The sequence below is a fragment of the Streptomyces sp. SID10853 genome, assembly GCF_010548145.1.
Lineage (GTDB): Bacteria > Actinomycetota > Actinomycetes > Streptomycetales > Streptomycetaceae > Streptomyces.
In genome coordinates this window covers 1-5602 of sequence record NZ_JAAGLN010000339.1, presented here as the reverse complement: position 1 = coordinate 5602, position 5602 = coordinate 1, and the positions used below count along the sequence as shown (strand labels likewise).

Genomic DNA, 5602 nt, shown 5'->3' with positions numbered 1-5602 from the left:
GAGGTGGTCCTGCGGATCCGCGGCACGGTCGACCAGATCCGCACCCGCCTGCCGGCCTCGGTGGCGACCGTCGAGGAGCCCACGCCCGCAGACCCGTCGGGCGGCGGCGAAGATGACAGCCATGGCGCTCATCGGCGCGAGCGCGACGAGTGCGGGGACGGTGCCCGGGTGGGCACGCGCCTGTTCCGGGTCGGGGACGATATCGGCGAGGGTGCCGTCGAAGTCGAGGGCCACGACGGCTTTCCGCGGCCGGGCCAGAATGGCGGCGAGGCCGTCACGGCCCGCGGCGGTGGCGGGGGTCGGCAGGGTGTTCGGTGAGCTGCCCATGGGGGCGACCCTAGCGCCGCGGCACCAGCATGTCCGCAGCCCCTGCGGGAACTGGCCGCCACACCCCGTCAGGCGCCCGGAAGGAAGAGGCAGAACGGGTGGCCGTGCGGGTCGCGCAGGACCCGTACGCCCTTCTCGGGCTGGTGCTCCTCCAGCGTCGCGCCCAGGGCGCGGGCTCGCTCGGTCTCCGCCTCCAGGTCGTCGACCTGCAGGTCCAAGTGCCCTTGCATCTGCTGCGTTCCGGGGCGCTGGGGCCACACCGGGGGCGTGTGGTCGGTTTCCAGCTGGAAGCTGAGGGACGGACGCTCCCGTTCCGGATCCCGCAGCCGGACCCACTCCGGCCGGCGATCGACTTCCTGCCATCCCAGCAGGGCCCGGTAGAAGTCGGCCAGGGCAGGAGGATCGGGAGTACCGAGCACAAAGGCGCCGAGCGTCGTCGTCATCCCTCCAGCCTGCCCACGCCGACCGCCCCACGCATCTGCGGGGACGGGGCCCGTCAGCGGCGCCCGTCAGCACCGCCCGTCAGCTCCGCCCGTCAGCGCCGTTCGCGCCGGGCCGCACGGACCCGGCGCAGGCGGTTGACCGTCACCGGGTCGTGGGCCAGGGCGGCCTCGTCGTCCAGCAGGGCGTTGAGGAGCTGGTAGTAGCGGACCGGTGAGATGCCGAGCTGCTCTCTGATCGCCCGCTCCTTGGCGCCGGTGCCCGGCCAGGAGCGGCGCTCCAGCGCGAGCACGGCGCGGTCGCGCTCGGGGAGCGCGGGGCCGGGCTCCCCGCGGGGCTCCCGCCCGGGCTCCCCGCCGCGCGTGTCGTCACCAGTCACGCCAGTCATATGAGCCAACGTACTGGGGAGCCCGGCGGCCGGGCTACTCCGCGCTCTGCGCGGACGCCGCCTCGCTCTGGATCTGGTTCAGGACGCTCGCCGGGTTGCCGCCCGGCGCCACCGCCTTGCCGATCCCCTTCTTCATGTCGTCGCTCACCACCGACCAGGATGTCTTGCCGACCGGCGGCAGCTGCGAGTTGGGCAGCTCGTCCAGGAAGGTCTTGAGCGACTTGTGGTGCGGGTCGTCCGCCAGCGTGCCGGAGGCCGATGTGGTGGTGGGCAGCAGGTTGTACTGGCGGGTGAGGTCGAGGACGTTCTTGTCGCTGAAGACGTCGTCGAGGAACGCGCCGATCTGGGTGCGGTGGCCGTTCTGCTTGAAGCCCATGATCCAGTCGGCCACGCCCATGGTCGCCTTGGTCGGGCCGCTGATGCCCGGCATCGGGACCATGCCGACCTTGATGCCCTTCCTGGCGGCCTGCTGCACCAGCTGCGGATGGCCGTTGAGCATGCCGACCTGCCCCTTGGTGAAGGCCGCGTACGCCTGCCTGCGGTCGAACTCGGCCGGCGCGACAGGACCGGTGAGCCCGGCGCCGACCAGGTCGTTCTTCAGCCAGTTGAAGGTCTTGACGTTCTGCGCCGAGTCGATCGTGTACGTACCGACGCCGTCGGTGAGCCCGCCGTCGCCGCTGAGCAGCCACTGTGTCGCCTCGACCTGCGCCTCCTCGGTGCCGAGCGGAAGGGCGTACGGGTACTTCACGCCCTGCGCCTTGAGCGCCTCGGCGTCGGACTTGAGGTCCGCCCAGGTCTTGGGCGCCTTGAGGCCGGCGTTCGAGAACATCTTCTCGTTGTAGAAGAGCAGCCGGGTGGAGGCGACGAACGGCATCCCGTACTGCACCCGGTCCTGCTCGCCCGCGTCCGAGAGCGAGGTGAGGAAGTTGGACTGGACCCCGATGGAGAGCAGGTCGTCCGCGCTGTAGAGCTTGCCCTGGTCCGCGTAGTCGGCGTACGAGCCCAGCTGGGCTATGTCGGGCGCGTGGCCCGACTTGACCAGCTCGGCGACCTTCGCGTCGATGACCTTCCAGGAGTAGACGGAGACGTCGACCTTGATGTGCGGGTTCTTCGCCTCGAAAGCGGCGGCGAGCTTGTCCCAGTACTGCTGGTTGCTCGGGCCGTCGTTCGGGTCGTAGTTGGCGGCGACGACTTTCAGGGTGACATCACCTGATCCGCTGTCCGATCCGCAACCGGAGAGCACCGCCGTCATACCGAGCGCGGCAACCGCCGCGGAAAGCCCCAAGAAGCGCCGCTGCACAGCCCTTTTCCCACCCTCTGTTGCACTATGTTCCAGCCGGTCCCCCGTGCCGTACCGTCGCACGTGGCTGCGATTTTCCCTTACGGCCATCTGGTGGTCCACAGCAATCCGGTCTCGCTTCGGCAACACGGGCCACTGGGGTACCGGGTGGGGTACCGGCCGGGGCGCCGGGTGGCACACCGCGGCTCCGGGCCCGTTCCTTGCCCGGATCTTTGCCCGGACTTTGTATGGATGCGCAACAATCCAACAGAGTGGACTAGACCTTTTTCGGTTATCCGAGCCACACTGTCCGGGTGACTGCATTCTCCCGGGGAACCACCCCCGGTCTCCCGGCCGAAAACCATGTCATCGCCCTCGACGTGGGCGGCACCGGCATGAAAGCCGCCCTGGTCGGGGCGGACGGCACCCTGCTCCACGAGGCGCGCAGGGCCACCGGCCGGGAGCGCGGCCCCGAGGCGGTCGTCACCTCGATCCTCGACTTCGCCGCCGAGCTGCGCGCCTACGGCGAGGAGCACTTCGGCCGGACCGCGTCGGCCGCGGGAGTGGCCGTCCCCGGCATCATCGACGCCGAGAACGGCATCGCCGTCTACGCCTCCAACCTCGGCTGGCGCGACGTCCCGATGCGCGAGCTGCTCAGCGCCCGGCTGCACGGCATCCCGGTGGCGCTCGGCCACGACGTCCGCACGGGCGGGCTCGCCGAAGGCCGGATCGGGGCGGGCAAGGGCGCCGACCGCTTCCTCTTCATGCCGCTCGGCACCGGCATCGCGGGCGCCATCGGCATCGATGGCTCCATCGAGGCGGGCGCCCACGGCTACGCCGGGGAGATCGGCCACATCGTCGTACGCCCCGGCGGCGTCGACTGCGGCTGCGGGCAGCGCGGCTGTCTTGAGCGGTACGCGTCCGCCTCCGCCGTATCGCTGGCCTGGGCCGAGGCCGCGGGCGACCCGGAGGCCGACGCCGCCGACTGCGCCAAGGCCGTCGAGTCCGGCGACCCGAGAGCCGTCGCCGTCTGGCAGACCGCCGTGGACGCGCTCGCCGACGGTCTTGTCACCGCGCTCACCCTGCTCGACCCGCGCACCCTGATCATCGGTGGCGGGCTCGCCGAGGCCGGGGAAACGTTGTTCGTGCCACTCAAGGCAGCGGTGGAGGAACGTGTGACGTTCCAGAAGCTGCCCCTCATCGTCCCGGCGGCCCTCGGGGACACCGCTGGATGCCTGGGCGCAGGGCTGCTCGCCTGGGATCTTCTCTCCACGGAGGTATCCGCCTGATGGCCGGAAGCGAAGCAAGCACAGTCCTCTCCGGCGCCCGCGTGGTGCTGCCGACCGGGACCGTCGACGGCGGCCGGGTCATCGTGGAGGGCTCGCGCATCGCGGGGAGCGCTCCCGAGGACGCGCGGGTCGTCGACCTCACGGGCCACTGGGTGGTCCCCGGGTTCGTCGACATGCATGTGCACGGCGGCGGCGGGGCGTCCTTCACCTCCGGCACCCCCGAGGAGGTGCTCAAGGGCATCGACACCCACCGGCGGCACGGCACGACGACGATGGTCGCGTCGACCGTCACCGGCGAGATGGACTTCCTGGCCGGACGGGCCGCGGTCCTCTCCGAGCTGGTCGAGCAGGGCGACCTGGCCGGTATCCACTTCGAGGGTCCGTTCATCTCGCCGTGCCGCAAGGGCGCGCACAGCGCGTCGCTGCTGCGCGACCCCGACCCGTCCGACGTCCGCAAGCTGATGGACGCGGCGCGCGGTACGGCGAAGATGTTCACCCTGGCCACCGAGATGAAGGGCGGCATCGACTCCGTACGTCTGCTGGCGGAGAACGGTGTCATCGCGGCCGTCGGCCACACCGACGCCACGTACGAGCAGACCGTCGAGGCCATCGAGGCCGGCGCGAGCGTCGCCACCCACCTCTACAACGCGATGCCGCCGTTCGGCCACCGCGACCCCGGGCCCATCGCCGCACTCCTGGAGGACGAGCGGGTCACCGTCGAGCTGATCAACGACGGCACGCATCTGCACCCGGCCGCGCTGGAGCTGGCGTACCGCTCGGCGGGCCCGGCGCGCGTCGCCTTCATCACCGACGCGATGGACGCCGCCGGTTTCGGCGACGGCGTCTATCTGCTCGGCCCGCTGGAGGTCGAGGTCAAGGAGGGCGTCGCCCGGCTGGTCGAAGGCGGCTCGATCGCGGGCTCCACGCTCACCCTGGACACGGCCTTCCGGCGTGCGGTGACCGTCGACAAGCTGCCGGTGGACGACGTCGTACGGTCCATCTCGGCCAACCCGGCGCGGCTGCTCGGCCTGTACGACAGGATCGGCTCCCTGGAGCCCGGCAAGGACGCGGACCTGGTCGTCCTGGACGCCGGCTTCGCCCTGGCCGGTGTGATGCGCAAGGGTGCCTGGGTGATCGAACCGACGCGAAACTAAGCAGTTTTGAGCAGAACTGAGCAGAATTTCTGCTTTTACTGACGGAGAGCGGTGGTCCAGGGGTGGGCCTGCCGCTCTCCGTTTGGCATGATCAATCAAGTGCTGCTGACCGTCACCCTGAACACCGCCCTGGACATCACCTACCACGTCCCCGCGCTGATCCCGCACGCCAGTCACCGAGTCGAGTCGGTCACCGAGCGCGCGGGCGGCAAGGGCCTGAACGTGGCCCGGGTGCTCGCGGCACTCGGCCACGAGACCGTCGTCACCGGCTTCGCCGGCGGGACCACCGGCGGGGTGCTCCGCGAGCTGCTCGCCGGGCTGCCGCCCACCGACGCGCTCGTCCCGGTCGCCGGGACCACCCGGCGCACCATCGCCGTGGTCGACGCCTCGTCCGGCGACACCACCCAGCTCAACGAGCCGGGCCCGACCGTCTCGGCCGACGAGTGGGACACCTTCCTCACCTCGTACGGAAGACTGCTGGCCGACGCCGAAGCGGTCGCCCTCTGCGGCAGCCTGCCGCCTGGCGTCCCGGTCGGCGCCTACGCCCAGCTGGTGAAGCAGGCACGCGGCGCCGGCGTCCCGGTCCTCCTGGACACCAGCGGCGAACCACTGCGCCGGGGCATCGCGGCCCGCCCCGACCTGGTCAAGCCGAACGCCGACGAACTCGCCCAGCTGACCGGCTCCCGCGAGCCGCTGCGCGCCACCCACGACGCACGCCGCCGCG

The 5602-nt window shown here is 71.2% G+C and carries 6 protein-coding genes and 1 pseudogene; 3 read left to right on the top strand and 4 right to left on the bottom strand.

The genetic code is table 11. The features are described 5' to 3' along the window. From G3I19_RS34020 to G3I19_RS34005, 4 genes and pseudogenes are all read right to left on the bottom strand, one after another. Positions 1-327: pseudogene (locus G3I19_RS34020) on the bottom strand (trehalose-phosphatase); the annotation flags it as partial. A 68-nt stretch (positions 328-395) separates the two neighbouring features. Next, complete coding sequence (locus G3I19_RS34015) at positions 396-770, bottom strand: VOC family protein (RefSeq protein WP_164267560.1); 375 nt, start codon at positions 768-770, stop codon at positions 396-398. 92 nt (positions 771-862) lie between these two features. Further along, a complete protein-coding gene (locus tag G3I19_RS34010) occupies positions 863-1156 on the bottom strand; it encodes a DUF3263 domain-containing protein (RefSeq protein WP_164267559.1) in 294 nt (97 codons plus the stop codon). Between the two features lie 34 nt (positions 1157-1190). Then, entirely contained in the window at positions 1191-2408 is a 1218-nt protein-coding gene (locus G3I19_RS34005) for an extracellular solute-binding protein (protein WP_239075018.1), read from the bottom strand. Positions 2409-2749: 341 nt separating this feature from the next. Here G3I19_RS34005 and G3I19_RS34000 point away from each other — a divergent pair, with 341 nt between their 5' ends. The 3 genes from G3I19_RS34000 to G3I19_RS33990 form a co-directional block, all read left to right on the top strand. Continuing rightward, positions 2750-3724 (top strand): ROK family protein, encoded by a 975-nt coding sequence (locus tag G3I19_RS34000; RefSeq protein ID WP_343235292.1) that lies wholly within the window; start codon positions 2750-2752, stop codon positions 3722-3724. Further along, entirely contained in the window at positions 3724-4878 is a 1155-nt protein-coding gene (gene nagA / locus G3I19_RS33995; RefSeq protein ID WP_164267558.1) for an N-acetylglucosamine-6-phosphate deacetylase, read from the top strand. The genes G3I19_RS34000 and nagA overlap by 1 nt, the downstream gene beginning before the upstream one ends. A gap of 99 nt (positions 4879-4977) precedes the next feature. After that, positions 4978-5602: hexose kinase (locus tag G3I19_RS33990; RefSeq protein WP_164267561.1), on the top strand; the 625-nt coding region annotated here is incomplete at its 3' end.

What these genes read in the sequence shown, in the direction of transcription:
- G3I19_RS34015 (WP_164267560.1), bottom strand. Translation starts at nt 770, where the DNA reads ATGACGACGACGCTCGGCGCCTTTGTGCTCGGTACTCCCGATCCTCCT.
- G3I19_RS34010 (WP_164267559.1), bottom strand. Translation starts at nt 1,156, where the DNA reads ATGACTGGCGTGACTGGTGACGACACGCGCGGCGGGGAGCCCGGGCGG.
- G3I19_RS34005 (WP_239075018.1), bottom strand. Translation starts at nt 2,408, where the DNA reads ATGACGGCGGTGCTCTCCGGTTGCGGATCGGACAGCGGATCAGGTGAT.
- nagA (WP_164267558.1), top strand. Translation starts at nt 3,724, where the DNA reads ATGGCCGGAAGCGAAGCAAGCACAGTCCTCTCCGGCGCCCGCGTGGTG.